A 22,553-nucleotide genomic window follows, 5' to 3' on the forward strand; every position below is an offset into this window, starting at 1 on the left:
GTGCTGATAGGGTGATTCATATCTTCGTTGTTGGTTTATCAATTTGACAATCGTGATCACCTAAATTTTACCGCATTTTTACTGCGAAATCGTTGGTCGAGTCTGAAAATGCCAGCGTCTTACCAGTGACTTGAGGAAGCGAGGCCGCATCTTCCCGGTCTTTGGCCCGCGGGAATGCGGCGTTTCCACTCTTCTCCTGTTGCATCCCCATTGGCGACCGGCTTGTTTTTGCTGTCTCGCCGATTCAGACTGGCTGAACCTGCCAGAAAGACATCAAGAATTGGCAGGATTTGCAAAGATTGATTTTCGCACTGAACGCACTGCACCACCTTGACCAGATTCTCAAAAGGTGAAATTCATATGACCCGTGGAGTCTGGGGCCATTTCTGGAACTGTTGCTGGATCTTCGCAGCGCTCTGTTTATTAAATCATCCCTTCTTGCAGGCGGCCGATCCCGAATTCATGGCTCGCTGGGCCGAGGGAAATGTGACCGGGCCTGCCAGCCTCAAAGAGTGGAATGATCCCACAGCCGAACCTAATCTGAACGGCCGCCGACTTTTTGATAGTCATGGCTCCTTTTCGACACTCTGGCGAATGCCGTTACCTCCTTTGGAGAAACCGGCACGTCGCATCGAAATGTCCGGGGGAGATCGATTTTCAGGAGAAGTGCTGGGATGGTCAAACGGACAAGATGATCCTTACGATATTCTTCCCCCCCATTTTCTTCTGAGACCCAGCACAAGCACACAGCCTCCCGAACTCAAGTATCTTCAACCGGTACGAGTCACGGCTTCTTTTGTGCGTCGCATTGTGTGGGAGCCTGTCGCTGGTGACGCTTACCAACCGGGGATGGTCTGGTTGCGAAATGGTGGACGCATTCCGTTCCGCACGTTTCGCTGGAATCCTGGTAGCGTCAACCTGTTGACATCCAGTGGCCTTCAGGAATTTTCGTTAGGAGAAATCGCTGAAATTCATCTTCCGGCTGATGATGAATGGGCACGTTATTTTGAAACAGCCGCTCATCTCACACCGGATGGAAAAGGGCTATGGGTTCGGCTCGAAACCAGTCAGGGAAGCTTACTGACCACATCCACCCAGCGTCTCCAGGCCCGGCATTGGGGCGACCGAAACCGTCAGAACGATTGGTATCAACTGATCCAGCCGGCCTGGTCACTGGATCCTCTCTGGATTCGTTTCCCCCAGATTGTCAGCTGGAAAACCTGGCTGGTGACAGAACCACCCCTGAGTTGGTTCACGCCCGCAGAAGTCTCTCATGAAGCCATCTTCAGCAGTGGCTGGCGACCCCGCTGGAATGTCAACGTTCAAGGCGAACGTCTGCACGTCGGCAACGATTGGGGGCCAACGGGCTGGGGAGTGTTTGGAACATCACAACTGACATTTCAACTCCCTTCATTTGTGGAAGCGATCCGCACAGGATGGGGGCTAGACCCTGCGGCTCGGCAAGGGGGATGTGTCAGCGCTTCGATTCGCGTAATGACCGATGGAAAGGAGTCGACACTCTTCGACAGTGGTGAGAAAACTGGTCGCGATCCCATCCTCTGGACGAATTGGCAGAGCCTGCCAGCCAGTGAAACCACATCGGATCAACTCAAATCCAGGCCAGTCCGATTAGAAACCGACATGCAGGCCGATGCCGCCATTCGCGGCAAAGATCCTCTTGATCTTCGAGATTTTTCCAACTGGATCGAGCCGCAGATTCGTTTGAATGCCGGTCATGCGGGAATGCTGACAGCACAGGCCGCCAGTCAGACAATTCTCGGCTGGACAGGATGGACAGTTAACGGATGGCGATATGACAGCCAGCAGACGTCAGGTATGGAAGTTCGTAATCTTCTGGAAACCTGGAATTCACGAGAGCCGCGCTTTCGCTCGGTCGCCCATTTCACGGGAGATGCCGTGATGCTCTCCCGCCGTCTGTCGCTGAAGCCAGACGACCGATGGCTGACAGTCCACGCATTCCGGCCATCGGAACCTGCCAGTCCGCTCCTGTGCTTTGTTCGCATGAATGGCCAGGGAGTTGGTGTGCTGCCGATCCCGTTACGTGAAGGCCCGATTGAACCTCAACCACCAGTTTTCAACATCAGTTCTTTTGCAGGACAGGTCGTTCAGTGCGAGATCATCCTGTTAAAAGAAAATTCTCACGCCACACTGGATTTTCGGGGAGTGACCCCAGGCCGTCACCCTCCGGGAATTCTCCCTTTATTTGATGAAGAAGAGGATTTCCCCGATCGACTGCCCGAAGGGATGGGCACCGCCCGGATCAGTTCCGACCTGCCCTATTCCGGACGTGTCAGCCTGGAGGTTCGAGCACCAGGTCGGTTTGCCCCCCGCTTATTAGAGAATGAAGCTCCTGTGCGAGAGCATCCCAAATTGGGGGAATATCGCTTTCTCACCTTTGCCTGGCGAAAAGTTGACGATGAGAAGAAATCGAAAGAAACCATTCGATTACTGATCGCTCATGAAGGCCGCATCGGAGGAGCCATTGCCGAAGCGGCGTTGGATCGATTGCGTGGCCGTCCTGCGGTTACACGTCGGGGTGGACAGGAAATTCCTTTAGAAGACAGAGGATTACGGCATGGCTACACCTTCGATGCAGGTGACGTCAAACAATCGGCTGGTGCCCCCTTGCGTGTGGATTGGTCGCTTCCCCGTGACTGGCAATGGGTCTCACGCGACCTGATTCACGACTTTGGAGGATTGTCTTTCACGGGACTGGGCTTTGAAACGACGGGGGAGACAGCGGCATTTTTTGACAGTCTCGTACTGGCACGCACACCTCAGGATGTCGAACGAATTAAAGAGATTGACCGCTTAAGGAAGCAGCCCTCTCAACTCCCTGCGGGAGTGAAAGAACTTGCTCAACGCCAAGAAGATTATGGTTCTCTCCTTCGGCAGGTGGCCCCTCAGTTTATCGCCATGAATTCCCTTTCCGGCATCTCGCTTGTGGGGCAGCATGAAGGCGAAACCGATGTCGTTAAGACTCATCCGCTGGAACCCAATCGTCCCTGTCGGTTCTTTGCGCATTTCCCCAAAGTCGGTTCTGGGCCAGTCATGCTGAAAGGCCGCGTGCACGCCGAGAAAGACAAAGATTTCAAACTGGTAACTCTGGTGAATGGTCGCATCGTTGATGACCGCTTGATTCAAGGTCATGATCAATGGGTCGACCTTGACATCGACCTCACGACCGGCCTTTCTTCAACGATCCCGCTCACGGTCGAAGTCCGGCACGAGAGCAACAACTGGAACTATGAATTCGCATGGTGGAAATCTCTTCGAGTCACTGGCCTCTGACCATTGTTCTAAGCTTCCAGCGATCATTCCTGTTGATGCTTGCGGCAATATGTACCGTTTCAGGATGTGACCAATCGTCCCCAGTGGCGTATGATAATTCGCAGCCTGCGCCTCCCGACGCTGTTGCCAACGCACCAATGGCCCCTGAAATTCCTGAAGATGCCCTTCAAAAATTTCAACGGGAATTGAAGGCAAGGAATCCTTTCCTGCGCTTTGAGAACATGCGTGCCGAAGAGCAAAACGGCGAAATTGTGCGTGTTGAATTCGACAACGCCGATCTGGTCGATCTTTCGCCGCTGGCCAAATTTCCAATTACGGCACTGGGAATCCGCAACAGTCTGGTTCAGGATCTGTCCCCCCTCAAGGATTTGAAGCTGGAAGCTCTCTATCTTGAAGAGGCCCACGTCAAAGACCTCACGCCGTTAGCCGGATCACCGATCAAAACGCTCTGGCTGACATACACGCCCGTGAGCGATTTAAAGCCGCTGGAAGGTTTGCCGCTGCGAGAGCTTAACCTGTTGGGAACCCATGTGGAGGACATTGCGCCACTGGCCAAATCACCGCTGGAAGTGTTGTGGCTCAATGAAACAAAAGTGACAGATCTTCGTCCCTTGGCCGCTCTGCCGCTTGTCAGTTTGACGCTTCATAAAACCCCGGTGGCTGATCTTCAGCCGTTAAGCAATCTCCGTTCGCTCAGACGATTGCATCTTGGCGAAACGCAGGTCACAGACCTGACACCGCTGGCTACTCTCACATTAGAGCGGCTGATTTTCACCCCCGACAAAATTAAACAGGGGATGAACGTCATCCGTGAAATGAACAGCCTACGAGAACTTGATACCGCATTTGGCGACGGCCGCTTCCGCACTCCCGCCCAATTCTGGGCACAGCAGAAACCGGCCAAATAGAAACTGACCCAATAGCGAGGTCGCAAACGAGAGAGAAATTCAAAGTGAAGAGTGACAGTAAAACAGATCAAAGAAACCAACGGCATAACTCATCACTCAAGATGTAAAATGCTATTCAGCGTGATGAGGTCCGGCTTCTCCTGACTCCATTCGATCACATTGATGCAGCAATTGGCCTGCTTCACCTGACGGGCCACTTTCAAAGGCAAGCCCAGTAACGGAGTCAGCACGACCCGGTTGAGCATATTATGAGCGACCACCACAATCGATTCCCCCCGGTGCCGTTCCGCCAGCTTCGCCAGAACAGGCATCGCCCGATTTAACACATCAGAATACGATTCTCCGCCGGGATGCGGAACCTGAGCAGGATCAGCAAAGAACGCATCATGTGCCGCCTGATCATCTCGACGAATAGTCTCCCAATCCTTCCCCTCCCAACGGCCGACACTGCATTCTTTCAGATCCGGTTCAGTCACCACTTCGCATTGATGCTGGTCAGCGACTCTTTGCGCTGTCTGCCTCGCTCGTTGAAGTGGGCTGGCATAAACAGCGCGAATGGGAATCTCTTTGAGTGCTTGCGCCAGTGACTCGGCTTGAGACTCACCAACAGCCGTTAACGGCCCGTTCATTTCGCACCCCTGCAAAATGTAAGGTCGCATTTCGTTGGCTGCTGTGGCTCCATGACGGCACAGAAAAATGCGGCAAATCTCGGCCGGCGGTTCCCTCCGCATAAAATCCCCTTCAGGAAATAATCGTCTGATCAATCCCGCAACGGGTCAACGTTTGACAAACCGTGACGACTTGATTTTTCGAGCAGACTGTAACGTCTTGCTCAGATTTCTTCAGCCTGGGCAGTCGCTCGTTCTCAAATCGGTTCGCTTAATGCCATGTTCGTGGAAGCTTAAGCCTCTGGTTATCAGGCATCAATTCGCTCTGAAAAGCATGCCACCCCAAGGCACAACTCATTGAGGAAAAACCGTTTAGTACGATAAATGTTTTTTTACAGCGTCAAAAATGACCTTTCTGAATCAGAACTCTGGCTTCTCCCCGCAGGTGGTTTTCGGGTAGACTCCGCCCACAGTTTGGCCGGGTTTGTCGTAGAGTTTGCTGCGACAAGAACAACTGCCGCACGAAGCGGTTCGTGCGGCCCAAGAAAATTTCACGGAATTTGAGGCAGGCATGGCAGCCATCGGCTGGAGTGATTGGTTCGGTAAGAATCGACGGGCAGCATCCAGCCCTCCGTCTGAACAAGCCACTTCGGAAAAAGCAGTCAGAAACGGCAACGACACCCGCGAGGTCACGGAGTCGATCGCGTTTGCATTCATTCTCGCGTTCCTGCTGAGAACCTTTCTTGCCGAAGCCTTTGTCATTCCCACGGGGTCAATGGCTCCGACCCTCTATGGCCGCTGCAAGGAAATTGCCTGCACTCAATGCGGGCACCACTACGCCATTGGCGCCAGCGACGAACTTGACCGGGAAACCGGCCGGTTAAACATGCGAATTAACACCTCCATGTGCCCGAACTGTCGTGTCATTAGTGACATTAAAGATCGGCCCGTATTTAACGGTGATCGGATTCTGGTCAATAAATGGTCGTATGAACTGGGGAATCCCAACCGCTGGGATGTGGTTGTTTTCAAGTTCCCAGAAGATCCGGAAGTCAATTACATCAAGCGGCTTGTCGGCCTTCCCGGTGAAATGCTGAGAGTCTGGCGAGGCGATGTCTACGTTCGCCAGGGATATGAGGGTGAATACAAGATCGCCCGCAAAGACGATCCCGACAAGCAGAAGGCGATTCAGCAACCCGTCTATGACGACACGGAGGCTCCTCGTGTCCTGCTGGATGCGGGCTGGCCAGAACGGTGGCAAGGGATTCGCAACCCGGAGTCGGAAGAATCACCAGCCCAATGGTCAGAGGATAAAGACGGGTGGGCCGCTGATCGGGAAGCCCGCACTTATCAATTGACCGATGCCGCTGGCGACCAGGGGAAATGGCTGAGGTATCGCCATTTTGTGCCGTCAACAGAAGCCTGGGCGCAGGCATTGGCTGGCAACCCGATGATCTTCCCACCACGTCCTGAATTGATCGCTGATTTCTGTGCCTATAACCATTACGCCCCCAATAGCGGTGGTCAGCGAGACATCCCCGACCCATTCTGGGTGGGCGATATCTCTGTCGAAGGGAATTTTACGCTGGGCGCACCCACAGCGGGAAAATCAGACACTTCAGCACAAACGGCCGCGCAGACTACGGGAGACGAAAGCGGAGCGCCACTTGCGCCGGGAACGGTTGTGGTGGAATTGACCCGCGGGATCCGGATCTATCAATGTCTGATTGGCACGGATGGGTTCCTGACCTTACGAATGTCTGATGACCTCAGTGGAGAATCTCGCTTCCGAGATTTGGCCCGGAGTCAGTCGGCTGTCGCGACTTCGTCCACTTTCAAGCTGCTTTTCGCCAATGTGGATCAGCGACTCTGTGTGTGGATCAATGATCGGTTAGTGAAATTCGATGCTGATACCGGCTACTCCCCTCCCACATTGCACGGGCCACAACTGCGAGATCTCTCGCCTGTGGGGATATTTGCTCAAGGCCGCCCGGTGACAGTCTCTGATCTCAAGATTTTTCGCGATATCTATTATCGGGCCGACCGGGACGCGACGGATGGGACGGCTTTCCCGGATCCCGTCACAGCAACCGATGAATACTCCCCTTACAATCATGCCAGGCTGGCATCACTCCTGAACGATCCCATTGCCTGGGGAGCCGAGTACGAAGCTCATGCCTTCGCAGCAGAATTTCCACCATTAGCCGACGATGAATACTTCATGATGGGAGATAATTCTCCTCGAAGTCAGGACGCCCGGCAGTGGTCAAACACCCGAGGAGCACCCAGGCGACATGCCGTTCCCCGCTCGGCGCTGGTGGGGAAAGCCTTCAGCATCTTCTGGCCACATGGTGTCCCGTTCATGAATGATGGCAAGGGGTATGCCCCCCTTCCCTTTTTCTATCATCAGGTGGATCAATCGAAGAAGCCTTCCGTGGAAAACTATCCCCGCTTTTCAATTCCGTTCTATCCTCAGTGGTGGCGGTGGACGAGAATTCGTTAGCTTGGATGCCCTGACAAAACCTGCTGTGCTTGTTTGGAAATGCAAAATGCTTATTCAGATGATGTGGCATCAGAGGTTTTGTTAGAGTTTGTTAGACGAGATTCATCAGCTTCAATGTGTCGCACAACGCCACACATGAACGGCATCAGATCATGGAGGATCGGATGAAGACGCTTCTGGAATGCACCGGACTGGTTAAGCAGTACCCGCGTAAGCTCGCTGTCGCCGACGTGAGCTTTAATGTGCAACCTGGCGAAGTGGTGGGACTGCTAGGCCCTAACGGGGCTGGCAAATCGACCAGCTTCCGGATGACTTGCGGGCTGGTGACACCGACGCGTGGCCGTGTGACGTTCAACGGCGTTGATGTCACCAATTGGCCACTCTATCGGCGCGCTCAAGCGGGAATGGGCTATCTGCCTCAGGATACCAGTATCTTCACGAAGCTGACCGTTGAGCAGAATTTGATTGCGGTTCTGGAATACATGCCACTTTCGGCAAAAGACCGGAAGTATCGGTGTGATGAACTTCTTAATGAGTTCGGAATCACGGAAAAGCGGTTTCAGATTGCATCGACGCTCTCCGGCGGTGAAAGACGACGCCTGGAAATTGCCCGATGCCTCGCCAGTCGGCCTCAACTCATTCTTCTCGACGAACCCTTCACCGGGATCGATCCTGTGACGATCAACAGCATTCAGGACATTATCGCGGAACTCCGAAATTCAGGGATCTCGATCCTGCTGACTGATCACCGCGAACGAGAAACGTTAACCATTACAGATCGCAGTTACATCGTCTTTGGTGGCCGAATTCTCTGCAGCGGCGATGCCGAACAAGTCCTGAACGATCCCGATGCCCAGAAGTATTACTTTGGCAGTCGGTTCGATGCTCAATCGATCATTGCCAGTAAGGGAGTCTTTCAAGCCGGCCAGTTTGAAGAACGCACAGCAGCTTAAATTTCTTAGAATGCCTAACAAAACCGGTTGTGCCTGTTGAATAACGTCGAATGCTTCGTCAATTCCTGCTGCATCAGAGGTTTTGTTAGAGTTTTTTAAAAGCCAACACCTGATCAAGAGATTCCTGACATAGAGGCTGCCGTAGCATTGTCATTCTTCGCGAGATCTTGCAGACATTTTTCTAACGTGCTCGTTGCGAACTATCGAGATGGCTCATTCATTGAACGATCGTACGAGCCTTGCTTCGGCCCCTTGGGTATTGCTCAACTGGGGAGTGGTGCAACGCATTTCCTGGCCGATACTTTTCAGCGCGATGGGGCTGCTTTATCTGGGACTTTCCGGGATTGCCCGGGCAGATGAACTGCTATCGGTCACACCGCGTTATGAGCGTCAGGTGATCTGGCTCATTCCAGCTGCTCTGGCATTTCTGGGGGCGGCAACCCTCTCTTATGAACGACTCAAAGGGCTGAGCGACTGGTTGTTCGTATTCAGTTTGCCACTTCTGGTCGTCGTGCTGTTAACGCCGCCTCGCAATGGGGCTCGCAGCTGGATTCCGCTGGGCATTTTTGATTTCCAACCCTCGGAACTGGCAAAGCTGACCTTCATCATGGCCTTGGCCCACTATCTCATGTTTCGCGAGAATCACCGTACGTTTCGCGGACTGTTGATCCCTTTTATTGTCATGCTCTTCCCCGTCGCATTGATTCTGCTGGAACCTGATTTGGGTTCAGCAATGCTGTTTGTCCCTGTCCTGTTTGCGATGTTATTTACCGCTGGTGCTCGTGCAAGGCATTTGCTGCTGATCGTGTTTCTGTCGATCGTGATGCTCCCCCTTTTCTGGCAGGGAATGAATGCCGAACAGCAATCCCGTGTCACCTCGCTCTTCACACAGTCAGATGGCGGGCCGGCCCCTCGCGGGGATGGTTACCACCAACACCAGTCCAAGCAGGTCATCGCACTGGGTGGTGTGTGGGGCAGTGAAATCAATGGCCAGTTGATCGACGAACCAACGGCCTATCATCTGCCGGCCGGTCAAACTGATTTTGTTTTTTGCCTGGTGGCAGAACGATTTGGCTTGTGGGGGGCAATGCTGACGCTAGGCTTCTATGCTGTTCTTCTGATTGAAGGACTGCGCATTGCCGCTGCCTGCAAGGAACCTTATGGTCGGTTGATTGCAACGGGGATTACCGTTCTGCTGGCTTCTCAAACTCTGATCAATACCGGGATGGCTGTGGGAATGATGCCCATCACTGGCATCACACTTCCCCTCATGAGTTACGGTGGTTCCAGCCTGCTAGCCACAGCCATCGAGCTTGGTTTGCTGATGAGCATCCGACGACAAACGCGCGAGCAACTCCACGCGGAACCATTCCTGTTCACACCAGCACGTGCCTGAACATCAGCCACCGGAGAGAGCGTCTCGCGAGCGACCTTCCCGCCATACATTCAATAAATGGCACGTTTTGCCAGCACGCCTGTCCTCACACAACAAAGACAGTTTTGACCATCAATCATGGCTTGAACTGAACAAGTCGTAATCTGGTCAGTAAGCAACGAAGTCATCGTGAGTTATTGCCAGTCTGCAGGATCGGGTCAAAATTCCAGAAAATTTGGTTAGGTTCCCATTCTTTGTACGGTTTAAACGAAAGGAGATCTTTGCGGGACTGGGCAGTGACCGCTGCCCCGAAAGGGTGAACATGGCCACCGCGGTACAAAAAACCAAGAGCGATCAGCAACGCCAGCAGACTTCACAGAGAGCGACTCAACCTTCGCACATAATTCCCTCTTTGCCAAAGATGACTCAACGGAAAACGCCTCCGAATAAAAATGACGATCAGCCAGCCGCCCCTTTGATTGCATGCTCAACTTCAAGTCCAAAACGTTCAAACGCTCAAAGTAGCCGGATATTACCACAGGCAAAAGAACCTGATCCCAAAGCTGGGGGCCTTCAGTTCAATGAACTCACCCCCGTGGCTTTTGTGAGTCATCCTCTCTTCAGCCAGCGGACGGCGTCAGCACAATTGGCACGTCTTCGTCCCGCCTCTCTCGAAACATTAGAGCTGACAACACCAACTGCGGCTCCAACATCCAGCCTTCTCCTGCCCACTTTTGCGAGATCTCGATTGTTGACCCCCGCAGAGGAAAACTATCTCTTCCTGCGGATGAACTTCTGTTTGTATCAAGCGGAGGCGTACCGGATTCGCCTGATCGCTTCCCCTGGCAGACGTCAACTGCGTGCCAGCTTTCATCAATGGAAAGCGCGGGCTGTGCTGGCTCGAAATCAAATCGTCCAGGCAAATCTTCGATTGGTGGTCGCGTTGGCTCGCCAAACAAGCCATACGGTCGAAGAGCTGACGAATCTTGTCTCTGAGGGAATCATGCCCCTCATTCGAGCCGTCGAACTCTTTGATGTCAGTCTCGGCAACCGCTTCAGTACCTACGCCACCTGGGCCGTCCGCAATCAATTGCATCGCAGCCTGAAAAAAATACAGAAATCAAATCTGTTTGCGTCCAGTCATTTTGAAGGAAGCCTGGAACAGTTTGCAGATGCCCATCTCTCTTCAGAAGAAGCCATGTTCTCTATCGATGCCTCTTCTCATCCCGAATTCATGGCCCTCCTGGAGACATTGTCCGAGCGAGAAAGAATCGTCATTACGGCAAGGTACGGCCTGAATGACCAGCACAGCGGACAGAGCCTTGCTGATATCTCTCAACGAGTGGGCCTGAGTAAAGAGCGTGTCAGACAAATTGTTATTAAAGCATTGGACAAGCTAAAAACAGTCGCCCGACAATACCCACAACTTCGTGAGATGTATTCCGTCCAGGAGTCTGCCTGAGAACACTCAATCCCTTCTCACTTGAAGAAACTGGCGGCTTAGGCAGAGTGAAAGGGCGAACATTCCCGCGGGAACAGTTGGTAATTCATCGCCCCCTGATCCCGGAGTTTACTCGCGAAGGGAGAAGCTGAGTTCACAGACAGACTTCGAGGCGACAAATCAAAAGGGGGCGATGAGCGAAAGGTTCGTCTCCAATCTCCACGGCTTTTGAAGGGTCGTAAAAAACATTTTCGGGAATCCTTTTTTAGAACCCAAAAGCCAGGTGCCTCGCGCCACAAAAGTTCACAAAATAGAGTCAGCCATCAGAATGCTGGACTTGCACGTTGGGAGAATTGATCGTGGCTAGCCATGCTGTCAATGCCACTGAATCGTTGAGCGAAAGTCAGTCCCTCTCGGTCAAGGCGCTGCCCCCTCATCGGGTATTCGTGCAACAGTCACCACTCCCGGTCAATGCCCAAAAAGCTTTTGAATGGCATGCGGCTCCCGGAGCTTTTGAGCGGCTCAATCCGCCATGGAGCCGAATTCGCGTTCTCTCCCGTGTGGGGGGAATCGCTGATGATGGACTGGTAACGCTCTCCATTCCCCTCGGCCCGATCCAGCAAACCTGGGTCGCACAGCATGATCGCTGTCTCTGGGGACAGGAGTTCCATGACATTCAAATCAAAGGCCCATTTGCCCACTTCGAGCATACCCATCGGCTGTTACCAAAAACGGCACAGACTTGTGAATTGCAGGATGAAATTCTCTACACGCTCCCCGGTGGCATGCTTGGTGACTGGCTGGCCAACGAAGCCATCATTCGCAAATTCCTTTCCGTTTTTACCTACCGGCACCGCGTCACCAAAGAGGATCTGGAGCAATGGCAATCACTTGATCAAGCGGGGTTAAAGCCTTCAAAGATACTAGTGTCCGGTGCCACAGGTCTTGTCGCCTCTCAGTTAATTCCGATGCTCACTACTCAGGGACATCGCGTCACGCGTCTGCTTCGCCGCCCGTCGAACCCTCCTTTTTTTACGGGAGCACCCGACGTTGTCTGGAATCCGGAATCAGGAGAAATTCAAAGCGGAGAGATTCCTGCATTACAAGCGGTGGTGCATCTGGCCGGTGCGAACATTGCGAGTGCTCGCTGGACGAACTCCGTCAAAACTCAGCTCCGAGAGAGCCGGATTCAGGGAACACGCCGGTTGTGTGAAATGCTCGCCAGGCTCCCCTCACCTCCCGATGTTCTGGTTTGCGCCTCCGCCACCGGTTTTTATGGCCATCGTGGCGACGAAGTGCTGACAGAACAGTCCTCAGCAGGGACCGGCTTCCTCGCCGAATTGTGCCAGGAATGGGAAGAGGCTTGTGAACCCGCCAGGCAAGCCGGGATCCGTGTGGTTCATTTACGGATCGGGGCCGTACTGACACCTCTGGGAGGAGCACTTCAAAAACTGCTGCCTCCCTTCTCTCTGGGATTGGGTGGGCGTATTGGAAAGGGAGACCAGTTCTGGAGCTGGATCTCTCTGGATGATCTTTGCGGGGCCATCCTCCACGCGATTGCTGCAAAAACTCTGCAAGGGCCAGTGAATGCCACTTCACCTTGCTCAGTCACCAATGCCGAATTGACACAAGCATTGGCCACAGTCCTTCATCGACCGGCCTTCCTCCCGGTTCCAGCCTTTGCTGCCCGTTTGGCATTCGGTGAAATGGCAGACGAACTCTTATTATCCAGCAGCAAAGTACAACCTGTCCGATTGCTGGAAACCGGTTATTCCTTTCGCACTCCTGATCTGGAAGACGCGCTCTGCCACCTGCTGGGCCGCAGCACAAACGCGGTCTCACACTGATCATTTTCAGATCAGTTTTTGAACGATTCGACACGCTTTTCCGAAGCGGAATTTGACGAGCTGGAGTCGGACGCTGGCTTTGACCCATTCGTAGAAACAGATGGTGTCGCCTGAGGGGAAGCTGTCTGTGAAGGTTTGGAACGGGACGGCAGATTCTTGATCCGTTGGCCGTTTTTCGCATACCGATCAGCCCATTCGGTCATCTCAGCTAACTGGTGGAGAATCGATTCTCGCGAGAGATAGCCATGTCCTTCGTGAGGCAGAACGACCAGTTTTGCCGTCGCTCCATTGGCAGCCAGCGCCTCATAGAATCGTTCAGACTGCATGGGAAATGTCCCCGAATTCTGATCTTCCTGACCATGAATCAACATGATGGGTTCTTTGATCTGATTCGCGTGAAAGAAGGGGGACATCCGCGAATAGACAGAAGGGGCTTCCCAGAATGTTCGTGGTTCATTCTGAAAACCAAAGGGCGTCAGCGTCCGGTTATAAGCCCCGCTGCACGCGACACCTGTGGCAAAAAGATCGGTATGAGCCAGCAGGTTCGCAGTCATGAACGCACCATAGCTGTGCCCGGTGACCAGAATTCTCTCGGGATCACCCACCCCCAATTCTGTCACCGTTTTGACAGCAGCTTCGGCATCGGCCACCAACTGTTCAACATAAGTGTCATTCATCTTCCGGGGAGTCCCGACAATTGGCATGGCCGTATCCATCATGACGGCGTATCCCTGAGTCAGAAACATCAGCGGGCTGGCCCCCCATAGCCGCGTAAATTTATGGGGAGAACCCCGAACCTGACCAGCCACCTCCGCATTCGCATACTCGCGAGGATACGCATACATGATCACCGGCAGCTTGACTTTTGAATCACGGTCATAGCCGGGGGGAAGATACAGCGTGGCTGAAAGCGGTACGCCATCTGCGCGGGAATATGTGAGGAGTTCCTTGGTACATGAGGTGAATTGAGGATGTGGATCCGCGAAGGTCGTGACCGGCCCCAGATCCTGACCAGCAGCAGGGAACTCAGGAGCTGCCGCCATCACATAAGGATCAAGCGGTCTCCCGGCACTGTCGTAACTGACAGGATGCAATGCGTCAGCCGGAGCATCCAGAACAACTGATGGTTGACGCTTCAATGTGGGAAGTTGCTTGAGGTAATAGTTGGGCGGTGAGGCCGGACTCTGATGAGAAGTGAGAATGGTGCGAAGGCCATCATCGGCGAAGGCGACAAACGTCTCATAGGTTCCCCGCTGAGAGCGAAACAGTCGGTCGCGTACTCCCGTTTGTAAATTGACCCGGTCAAGAAATGGATAATCACCTTCCGGAGAACCGCCAGTTCCTTCCAGAAACATGGCGTCACCCTCCTTGAGCACCACACTCTGGCCATCAGCCGTATGGGTACGTACTGGCTTGCCAGGATCTGCATAGGCGTCACTGGTCGAAAGATCAAAGAGTACACGCCGGCTATTGACAGGATCATCCAGTTTCGCCAGAGCCACAGTCTTCCAGCGGCGGATGGAGTTGGTTTCTGTGATCAGGACTTCGTTTGAGAGCGTTGTGAAGTCCAGATCACTTAACCGCTGAGCCGTTTGCAGCACTTCACGAATTGGCCCATTAAATGGTGCGGCCAGCGTGACCAGACGATCCCGATATTTTGAACGGGTTTCAGGATTACCCCCATCCAGCGTCTCTACCCAGAACAGTTGAGCAGCCTCATGTGGATTCCACTCAAACATACGGCCGCCAGCACTCACGCCATAAGTCGCAGCAAACTGAGGGGCTTCAATATCACTGAGGGTTTTCAGGATCGCTCCTGTTTCCAGCTTCACGACATCAACGGTTCGGGCAAACCGGCTGTAAGGAACACGATACGAATAAGGACGCTTCAGTTTGGTCGCCACCATGTATTGGCCATCCGGCGAGACGCTGGCCGTTGTGAAAATGCCTGGCTGACCGACAGGAGACACTTGAAGAGAGGCTGCATCGACCCGGGCCAACTGAACCGTCGCATAATACTCGAACAGGATTTCATCATGCGGGCTTTTCAGCAGATCCTGATAGGTACTGGCTTTGGCTTTTTGTCCTGACGTCGATTGAACCAATGGCCCCGTCGGCGTGACGGAGGCAACAGGTGGCGATCCACGATCGGAGGGAATCTGCCGCACAAGGAGTTGACGACCATGATCGATCCACCGAACAGCGATTCCTCCGACATCGGTCAGCAGTATTCCTGGAACCAATCGGGGAGTCAGGTCTTCTCCCTTGGTCTCCAGAACCCAAAGCTGCATCCCCAGCGGGGTATCAACCGTGTAGGCCAGACGACCACCCGTCGGTGACCAGATGGGAGTCGACAGGCCCTTCTGCTCCGCAACAACACGAGGCTGGCTCCCTGTTGCCAGTTTTTGTAAAGCAATCCGACGATATTCCGCCGTCCGACGAAGCGTCGAGAGCGTCGGGTCGACCCTCAAACCACCCATCTTCAGATAAGGCCGTGCATAGAATTCAATGGAAGGCCACGGGGTTCGATCGAGCAAAGCCAACTGAGTGTGATCAGGTGAGAGCACCATCTGCGATGGCAATGGCGCATCAACAATCTGCACCATCTCGTCCGGCGGGAGTTTGTAACCGGTTTCATCAGCAGCCAGGACTGGCGCAGTCTCGCTAATCCCTGACAGACCGAGCGTCAAACTCAAAAGCCAATAAAACCACGCCGAATCCGCTCTCGCCGACTTCACCATGCCATCGCCTTATGTCATTGATTCGGACGGCACTCACCGGGTCATCCCGAGGGGTCGTCCTGTTTGCATCAACTGCCAGGAGGAGCGCGTTCCTGGACAGTGAAATTCGCCTGTCGAGCATAGCGATAAATTCATGGCAAAGTCATCGCAAAAAGCTCACTTCATCGCGGGATTTCCCCCGAAGAGTCGACAACCGGCGTCCAGACCTTGGCTGATTTCTTAGGGTTTGACGAGCCATTTCGCCTGGGTTGTCCCTTCAGGAGACAGTTCCAGACGGACTTCCCCCGACCGCTTTTGCAGATCAATCGCTAAGTGAATGGTGTGTGCTCCCGCAGACCAGTCAACCAGCGTGGTCGCACTGGCCGGCATTGACTCACCATCGATCCATAGGTCAATCCCGGTGGCGTCGTTGAGAACCAGCCTGGCTTTCCCCGAAGTGGTGACGACAGCCGTTGTCTTAAGGAACATCACCTGCCTCGCTTTTTCCGCCAGCCGATCTCGGGTACGGAAGGCAGGCAGGTCAGCCAGCGGGAGCATCCCTGCCACCTGACTGAAAGCAGGTTTCCATTGAAGGCCAGTTCCACTCCTTAAGAGTTCCGTATCAGAGGTGCGATAGAGCTTTGTCCAGGCATCGTCGGTCGGGACAAGGGCTTCCCAACGCATGGCATACGCACCGGAAGGTGGCGCATAGGGGCCAACTTTTCCAAGCTGAGAGAGGAAGGCAATAAGGTCAGCCAGTTCCTTCTGGGTCAGGCCATCGGCTAGCCCCGCAGGCATCAGTGATGTCCCCGCCCCTTGCTCTTCGATGTCTTTAACAGGCACCGAAATTTCCACATCATTCGCATCCCGCAGCACGATTTCCGTCGCTGATTTGCGAGTAACAATTCCCGTCTGAACTCTGCCGTCGATCAAAGCCAGAATCACCGTATTGTAATTTTCTTTGACCTGCTTGTTCGGTGTGACCATGGAATCCAGAAGATAATCCAGCTGAGCGCTCGCACCGATACTCACCAGGTCTGGCCCCACCGCTCCCCCAGCGCCACCGATCGCATGGCACTTCACGCAAGCCAGTTCCGTTCGCCGGAAGATTTGTTCCCCTTGGGCCGCGTTCCCCTGCTTGGAAACAGTCTCCAGAATGGCTGCCAGTTCTTCAGAAGACCAGACCTTAGGCCCGCTCCCCAACTGACCAGCTTCGCGCAAGGCCGCTTGAAGTTGTGGTTCTTCACGCCCCGAGCCTGTCACAGATCGGAGTGCCAACTTGGCAGTATCTTCGCTGAGACGCACGTTCGCCAAGGAACTGGCCAGCAGCGGTGAACCGCCCTTTTCACTGAGAAAAATCTGCAAGACATCATTCACCACGTCTGGCGCGGGAGCCTCACTCAGCAGTTTCCCTGCGGATTTCGCAGCCCGCTCGGCAGCAACAGGAGCTAATCCCTTCACACAAGCCACCCGGACAACCGCGCTTTCTGCCGGGGACTTTGCCTCCTCAGTGCTCTTGCCCTGATTGGCCAGCGCCACCAGCAACTCCAGATTTTGATCCCCCCCCAAACGGGCAAGGGACTGAATGGCTGTGATCCGCATGTCATTAGCGGCCGTTCGATCTTGTGCCAGAGCACGCAATTCGCCAGCCAGCGACTGCAGTTTCCATAGTCCTGCCAGTTCAATAGCAACTCGCTTCTCATTGGCATCTTCGGATTTAAGAAACGGAGCAATTCCGTCCATCTCTCCTGCTGGCTGAATGTTACGGATCCGCTTGGCTGATGCGAGCGCTTCCAGAAGCATGGCTCGCTGGCGACTCTGGGTCTTGGCATCGAGCGCTGCCGCCAAAACCATGCTCAGTTGAGCCGGCCCGCCCAGATTCCCAATCACCTCCATCGTCGCCCCGACTTCACCCGCCGGGATTTTTCCCTGTTGCAACCAGGCCACAAGTGGCGACATCAAATTGACAGCCTTCGTCGCTTTGATTCCATAAAGGAGAGGCTGGATCGAACCATTGGGCATCATTTTTTCAGGTGACCATTCCCCCTGAAGAACCGCGGCATGCCACTGGGGGGCCAGTTCATTCACCGACTTCCAGACGGCGTATTCCAGAAACTCATCCATCGGCTGCGCAGCAACCTTCAAAACAGCCTGAGCCGATGGCGATGTCGGGATTCTGGCCAGTGTTCTAACCACTTCCATCCGCACTTGCGGATGAGGATCATCACACATAGCCAGCAACAGAGGGATCGTTGAAGGGGACAGTGTTGGCGCACGATCAATCCAATGCCCCAGAACTCGCACAGCAGCAGCTCGAATTCGTGAATCAGAATCCTTTAACAGGCGTTCCAGTGTGACAAAGTCCGTCTGATCATGAGCGATATGCACCCACAGTGATTCAAGCTGCCATTCACTGGCATTGGCATCGCCGGGTTTGATCTGGGACGCATGAGCAGCCAGAGCCTGCATGACATCTGCCGTAGGGCGTTCCCGCAACACCAGCTTGGCCTGTTGACGGGTGAACTGCTCGGGAGCCGTTAATAACCCGACAAGTTCTGCATTGGTCGCCGATTCAAGAACCGGCTTATTGACGAGCGGCCGCCCCTTGGCCGTCACACGCCAGATACGGCCGTGCGTATGATCTCGACGAGGATCACGAAAATCGACTTCACCATGCTGAATGATGGGGTTGTACCAGTCGGCAATGTAGATCGCCCCGTCTGGCCCCTGCTTGACATCAATGGGTCGGAAAGCCACATGATTTGTCCGCACGACATCTGGCATGGGCTTGGAAACATACCCTGTTCCCTCGGGCGTCAGTTTGAAGCGACACACACGGTGGCCACGGAAATCATTGGTAATCAGATCGCCACGCCAGTCTTCAGGAAGATGCCGCCCATCGATGACTTCCAGGCCACAGTGCTTGGGACTGCCAGGGTTAAGGCCATGCAGAATGCGCGGGCTGTCAGCAGCCGTGGGATATGACGCACCGGGAACGACAAAGTTAATCCCTTCTCCCCCCGCGCCATCTGTCGCAAACGATTGACCATAGCGATCGAAATGGTGGCCCCAGGTATTCACCCATCCTCGGGCAAGAATATCAAGCCGTCCGGTCGCTGGACGATATTGCCAGATCCCCCCCGCATTTAACCGTTTGACACCAAACGGCGTCTCAATGTGACTATGGATATAAATCGACTGGTTCATATAAAGCAGCCCATCAAATCCCCAGCGGAAAGTGTGCAGGATATGATGGGTATCTTCCGTTCCAAACCCGGACAGGACGATGCGTGACTCGTCGGCTTTGCCATCTCCGTCAACATCTTTGAAGTGAACCAGCTCAGTGCTGTTGGCAACATAAGCCCCGCCATCACCAGGGATCACGGCAGTGGGAATCAGCAGCCCATCGGCAAAAACCGTGGTCTTATCGGCTTGACCATCACCATCGGTATCTTCAAGAATCAGGATCTTGTCGTTGGCGACCTTGCCCGGTTCGATCTGGGGATAAATCTCTGAGGCCGCAACCCACAGTCGGCCACGAGCATCAAAATTCATCTGAATCGGTTTGTGAATCAGCGGGTCAGCAGCAAAGAGGTTGATTTCAAACCCCTCAGCAACTTCCAGTGTCTTCTGCTCGTCCGCGGGATCAGTGGAGGGAATATCTTTGAGATCCCGCTGAGCAACAGCCACCGGGCCAGACAACGCCACCAGAAGCACCGCCAGTGTGGCGGTCGACGCCAGTGTTACGGTCGAAGATCGTGCGGCGTTGGAAGAACAGTTCAGCAAGGAACGAAGCATGGAGATAGCCATCAGATGAAGCATCCCTGGGGAATGATCAGTGGGTATGATTCAGAGCAAAAACGTCTGTTATTACGAAAAGAAAGAGGCTGACAAACAAACGAATCTCAGCCTTCTTCTGCACTTCTCGTTTTTATCTGTATTTCTCGTTTTTAGCAGTAAACGTTCATCGCGTTTGAAGCCAGTTCCGAACGTCCCAATGCGAAGTCACAATAAAACCGCATTGGGAAGAACAGGAACACTTGTCGACGGCAATCACCGCCACGATCAGGGCTTTGTGGAGGCAGGTTTGGCATCTTTGCGAACTGCCAGCCACTGAAGAATCGACTTCTCGGCAGCATCAACCAGAGGATCGAACTGAGCGATTTCCACCGCGTTGTTGCCTTGTTCGTGTTTGCGGAAGCCCGTGAGATAAGTGATGTTTTGTGGCCGCCACCGATGAAAGAAGAGCGTGTTTTTAGCGATCACCGCTTGCCGCAATTCTTCACGCTCGTCCTCGGGAACATTGACACGGATAATGGCTTGGCCATCGGCGGTTGCGAATTGCAGTTGATCAGCCAGCCGCCGGGCAACCAATTGCTCTCCTTTTGCGTCCGGATGAAGACCATTTTCTGCCCGCAAATCTGCGCCTGCCGGCAAGGACGTGAAGAGGTCGATCACCGGCGCATTGAGTTCCTTCCCCAGCTTCTTGATAACCGCGACGTAGTCACTCAGAACGGCATTCTGTCCCGAGGGATCTTTCATGGGAGCGGCTGTTTTTTCAAACGGAAACGGAGTGATCAAAACCAGTCGCGCCCCGGTGGCCGCCGTGATCTCTTTGGCTAGTTTGCGATACTGGGCTTCAAACTTGCCAATCCCCGCTGCTCCCGCCCAGGACTCATTGGCACCATACGATAACCAGACAGCAGTGGGCTTAAGCTCCTTGGTCAGTTCAATCAGCCGGGCATATCCCACAGCGGGCGGATCAAAAATTCCCCGGCTCTCCGCCCAGACAGTGTCACCGCTCCAACCCAGGTTCCTCAACACGAACGGTTGTGACCCCATGCGTGTCAATAACTCGGTTTCGACCTGGCCATAATTCACATCACGCTCAACCCAGGTCGGCCCGATCCAGACGATCCGGTCGTTTGCACGCAAAACGGGCTTCTCAGCGGCATCAGAGGGAGAGTTTTGAACTGCCGGTACTGTGTGGACTTTGGGCAGGTCGCTGGCAAGCGCTGAGGGAATCGGCGATAGCACAAACCCCATCAACGCCAGCCCCTTCAATGCAAGCCTTGTGAACGTGAATCTCGTCTGTAACATGCTTGTCAGAAATTTCCTGGAAGTATCGTACCGCCGAAGAGGGGGCAGATTTTTTTTTGAGCGAGGCATAACCATCTTTCTCTCGTGCGAGCTGATCTCGACAGAAAACTCCGGTGGAATCTCTCATGGCGCACTCACCCCGTTGAAGATATCCACAGGAGTTGATGGATGCCACCCTGAGTGCGAGAAGTCACACTCATCGAGCAATCTGAGAGCCCCCAACAGCGACCACAATCTGACATTCAGAAGTCCCTTTACTGATAACGCAGTTTGTTGCGCCAGCACGATCATGTTCCGCAAGCCCGTTGCTCACGATTTCCCTCTCCAAGTCGCTCCACTGACTTAACACCCCTCACAACCATTGGACATTCGCCCTGCCCGCAGATTACAACATCTGCGAGAATCAATAATCGCTGATGCGACCCCGCCAAGGAGTTTTAATGATGTGCAGGTCTGTGATCACTGCTGTGGCCCTGGGGCTGTTGTCCCTGACGGCTTGGACTGATCCTGATGTCGTTTCTGCAGTAGAGATCGTGATCGATGATGGCTGGACGCGGGCGAAACTCGATGAAACCTTCCGCGCAGAAGGCGTCGCCACAGGTGACTTCAACCATGATGGCTTGATGGATGTTGCCGCTGGTGACTTCTGGTATGCCGCTCCTGATTGGAAAAAGCACGAAGTCCGTCCGGTGGGTGAGTACAAATGGAACGGCAACTACAGCCAGTGCTTTGTGGAATTCGCCCACGACATCAATAACGATGGCTGGGACGATCTGATCATCATCGGTTTCCCAGGCGATCCCTTCTCATGGTATGAAAACCCGAAAAACGCCGAAGGCCACTGGAAGAAGCACGAAATCTGGACAAGTGCCTGCAACGAAACGGTGCTTTTCACAGACATCACAGGCGATGACAAACCGGAACTCGTTTTGGGATCACAACCCGAACGACAGATGGGATATCTGGAAATTCCGGCAGCCGACAAGATTCACGAACGCTGGAAGTTTGTGCCCATCAGTGAACCGGGTGATCCCGCTCAGAATGGAACGTTCAAGTATTATCACGGCTTAGGGGCCGGCGACTTCAACGGTGACGGGCGCGTCGATGTTCTGATTCCCCATGGTTGGTGGGAACAGCCCGAGAAGCTCGATGGTTCCCCCTGGGCTTTTCATCCCTGGAAACTGGCCGAGAAACCAGATGGCCCCCCCTTGCCCGCCGCGAATATCCATGTGATCGACCTGGATCTCGATGGGGACAACGACATCATCATGAGTTCCGCCCATAAGTACGGTCTCTGGTGGTTCGAAAACACCGGCAATGGCAACGCTCTGACATTCCACAAGATCGATGACACCGTTTCTCAAAATCATGCTCTCCTCATGGTCGATCTCAAAAACGGTCATCCTCATCTGGTCACCGGCAAACGATTCTGGGCACACAACGGCTCAGATCCGGGAGAAAAGGAACCCGTGGTCATACTCACCTATGAGATCATCCGCGAGAAAGGCCAGCCTCCCAGGTTCATCCGCCGTGAGATTGGAGCCGGAGCAGACACAGGGATTGGCACGCAATTCGAGATCCGTGACATGAACGACGACGGGCAACTGGACGTCATTCTCTCAAACAAAAAAGGCGTCAACGTCCTCTTCCAGAAACCTAAGCCTTAACCAGTTCCCTGGCTGATGCAGACTTCACGCTCGTGCAACAGATCGGGTTTTGAATCGAAATCAGCCACGGCAACAAGCAATCCAGCGGCAGGGCATGAATCACGATGCCCTGCCGCTGT

At 53.9% G+C, this 22,553-nt stretch carries 13 protein-coding genes; 8 read left to right on the forward strand and 5 right to left on the reverse strand.

Annotated elements, in window-relative coordinates; genetic code table 11:
* Window positions 1-67: 67 nt before the first annotated feature.
* Window positions 68-211 (reverse strand): hypothetical protein, encoded by a 144-nt coding sequence (locus tag SH287x_RS10980; protein ID WP_479514356.1) that lies wholly within the window; start codon window positions 209-211, stop codon window positions 68-70.
* 149 nt (window positions 212-360) lie between these two features.
* Between SH287x_RS10980 and SH287x_RS10985 the strand changes: the two genes are divergently transcribed.
* Together SH287x_RS10985 and SH287x_RS10990 are read left to right on the forward strand one after the other, a co-directional pair.
* Window positions 361-3,312 (forward strand): hypothetical protein, encoded by a 2,952-nt coding sequence (locus tag SH287x_RS10985; RefSeq protein ID WP_479514357.1) that lies wholly within the window; start codon window positions 361-363, stop codon window positions 3,310-3,312.
* A complete protein-coding gene (locus SH287x_RS10990; protein WP_479514358.1) occupies window positions 3,279-4,220 on the forward strand; it encodes a leucine-rich repeat domain-containing protein in 942 nt (313 codons plus the stop codon). The genes SH287x_RS10985 and SH287x_RS10990 overlap by 34 nt, the downstream gene beginning before the upstream one ends.
* 92 nt (window positions 4,221-4,312) lie before the next feature.
* Here SH287x_RS10990 and SH287x_RS10995 read toward each other — a convergent pair whose 3' ends face one another.
* Entirely contained in the window at window positions 4,313-4,951 is a 639-nt protein-coding gene (locus tag SH287x_RS10995; RefSeq protein ID WP_479514359.1) for a histidine phosphatase family protein, read from the reverse strand.
* A 448-nt stretch (window positions 4,952-5,399) separates the two neighbouring features.
* Here SH287x_RS10995 and lepB point away from each other — a divergent pair, with 448 nt between their 5' ends.
* The 5 genes from lepB (at window position 5,400) to SH287x_RS11020 (ending at window position 12,947) form a co-directional block, all read left to right on the forward strand.
* Window positions 5,400-7,331, forward strand: a complete 1,932-nt coding sequence (lepB, locus tag SH287x_RS11000) for a signal peptidase I (protein WP_479514360.1) — start codon at window positions 5,400-5,402, stop codon at window positions 7,329-7,331.
* Between the two features lie 164 nt (window positions 7,332-7,495).
* Window positions 7,496-8,284, forward strand: coding sequence for an LPS export ABC transporter ATP-binding protein (lptB, locus tag SH287x_RS11005; RefSeq protein WP_479514361.1), 789 nt, complete (start codon window positions 7,496-7,498; stop codon window positions 8,282-8,284).
* Window positions 8,285-8,492: 208 nt separating this feature from the next.
* Window positions 8,493-9,680 carry an FtsW/RodA/SpoVE family cell cycle protein gene (locus SH287x_RS11010; protein ID WP_479514362.1) on the forward strand — a complete coding sequence of 396 codons (1,188 nt, stop codon included), beginning with the start codon at window positions 8,493-8,495 and terminating at the stop codon, window positions 9,678-9,680.
* 574 nt (window positions 9,681-10,254) lie between these two features.
* Complete coding sequence (locus tag SH287x_RS11015) at window positions 10,255-11,121, forward strand: sigma-70 family RNA polymerase sigma factor (protein WP_479514363.1); 867 nt, start codon at window positions 10,255-10,257, stop codon at window positions 11,119-11,121.
* A gap of 338 nt (window positions 11,122-11,459) precedes the next feature.
* Window positions 11,460-12,947 carry a TIGR01777 family oxidoreductase gene (locus tag SH287x_RS11020; protein WP_479514364.1) on the forward strand — a complete coding sequence of 496 codons (1,488 nt, stop codon included), beginning with the start codon at window positions 11,460-11,462 and terminating at the stop codon, window positions 12,945-12,947.
* Window positions 12,948-12,958: 11 nt separating this feature from the next.
* On the opposite strand, the gene SH287x_RS11025 is transcribed toward SH287x_RS11020, so the two are convergent.
* From SH287x_RS11025 to SH287x_RS11035, 3 genes are all read right to left on the reverse strand, one after another.
* Entirely contained in the window at window positions 12,959-15,688 is a 2,730-nt protein-coding gene (locus SH287x_RS11025; protein WP_479514365.1) for an alpha/beta hydrolase family protein, read from the reverse strand.
* A 219-nt stretch (window positions 15,689-15,907) separates the two neighbouring features.
* Window positions 15,908-19,477 carry a PVC-type heme-binding CxxCH protein gene (locus tag SH287x_RS11030; RefSeq protein ID WP_479514366.1) on the reverse strand — a complete coding sequence of 1,190 codons (3,570 nt, stop codon included), beginning with the start codon at window positions 19,475-19,477 and terminating at the stop codon, window positions 15,908-15,910.
* Between the two features lie 255 nt (window positions 19,478-19,732).
* A complete protein-coding gene (locus tag SH287x_RS11035; RefSeq protein WP_479514367.1) occupies window positions 19,733-20,767 on the reverse strand; it encodes an SGNH/GDSL hydrolase family protein in 1,035 nt (344 codons plus the stop codon).
* Between the two features lie 440 nt (window positions 20,768-21,207).
* Here SH287x_RS11035 and SH287x_RS11040 point away from each other — a divergent pair, with 440 nt between their 5' ends.
* Window positions 21,208-22,434: an FG-GAP repeat domain-containing protein gene (locus tag SH287x_RS11040; RefSeq protein ID WP_479514368.1), complete on the forward strand. Its 1,227-nt coding sequence runs from the start codon at window positions 21,208-21,210 to the stop codon at window positions 22,432-22,434.
* Window positions 22,435-22,553: the final 119 nt, after the last annotated feature.

It is taken from the genome of Planctopirus sp. SH287 (assembly GCF_056500625.1).

Coding starts and splice junctions, on each gene's coding strand:
- SH287x_RS10980 (WP_479514356.1), bottom strand. CDS start 211: ATGGGGATGCAACAGGAGAAGAGTGGAAACGCCGCATTCCCGCGGGCC.
- SH287x_RS10985 (WP_479514357.1), top strand. CDS start 361: ATGACCCGTGGAGTCTGGGGCCATTTCTGGAACTGTTGCTGGATCTTC.
- SH287x_RS10990 (WP_479514358.1), top strand. CDS start 3,279: ATGGTGGAAATCTCTTCGAGTCACTGGCCTCTGACCATTGTTCTAAGC.
- SH287x_RS10995 (WP_479514359.1), bottom strand. CDS start 4,951: ATGCGGAGGGAACCGCCGGCCGAGATTTGCCGCATTTTTCTGTGCCGT.
- lepB (WP_479514360.1), top strand. CDS start 5,400: ATGGCAGCCATCGGCTGGAGTGATTGGTTCGGTAAGAATCGACGGGCA.
- lptB (WP_479514361.1), top strand. CDS start 7,496: ATGAAGACGCTTCTGGAATGCACCGGACTGGTTAAGCAGTACCCGCGT.
- SH287x_RS11010 (WP_479514362.1), top strand. CDS start 8,493: ATGGCTCATTCATTGAACGATCGTACGAGCCTTGCTTCGGCCCCTTGG.
- SH287x_RS11025 (WP_479514365.1), bottom strand. CDS start 15,688: ATGGTGAAGTCGGCGAGAGCGGATTCGGCGTGGTTTTATTGGCTTTTG.
- SH287x_RS11030 (WP_479514366.1), bottom strand. CDS start 19,477: ATGGCTATCTCCATGCTTCGTTCCTTGCTGAACTGTTCTTCCAACGCC.
- SH287x_RS11035 (WP_479514367.1), bottom strand. CDS start 20,767: ATGTTACAGACGAGATTCACGTTCACAAGGCTTGCATTGAAGGGGCTG.
- SH287x_RS11040 (WP_479514368.1), top strand. CDS start 21,208: ATGATGTGCAGGTCTGTGATCACTGCTGTGGCCCTGGGGCTGTTGTCC.